This is a genomic window from Bartonella capreoli, assembly GCF_902813205.1.
Classification (GTDB): domain Bacteria; phylum Pseudomonadota; class Alphaproteobacteria; order Rhizobiales; family Rhizobiaceae; genus Bartonella; species Bartonella schoenbuchensis.
This window is the reverse complement of record NZ_CADDZX010000400.1, coordinates 1-385: the sequence shown is the minus strand read 5'-3', so window position 1 is coordinate 385 and position 385 is coordinate 1. Positions and strand designations below refer to the sequence as shown.

General features: G+C 40.8%; 1 pseudogene. It reads left to right on the top strand.

Annotation, left to right across the window (positions count from 1 at the left end):
• Window positions 1-385, top strand: a pseudogene (locus tag J7R05_RS08990) (hypothetical protein); the annotation flags it as partial.

Sequence of the window (385 nt, the reverse complement as noted above, 5' to 3'; positions counted from 1 at the left end):
CTAGGAGCTAGGCAAGCTGACAGCACTCAACGTGTAAGAGAAAGACCAAATGAAACACTCGGTGAGAAAGTTAACACACTTGATTTAAAGCAAGACATTATTAACACTGCAAAAAGAGCAGCTGAACCACTCTATGAAAAGGCATTTGCTGCACCTATTGCAGTGTCTATTAGAAAGGATTTACAGCTTTTAGAGGCAAGTCCTGCGTTTAATGATGCGCGTAAAAAAGCAATTGCAGGCTTGTTGAATGTGGCAGATGCAACAGTTCTAGCAAATCGTGAAAATCCAGAACTGAGTATGCGGCTTTTGCACAGATTCAAGGGGGCCATCGATAATAAGATTAAATTAGCTCTTAGAGAAGACAATCGAAAACATGCTGCAGATT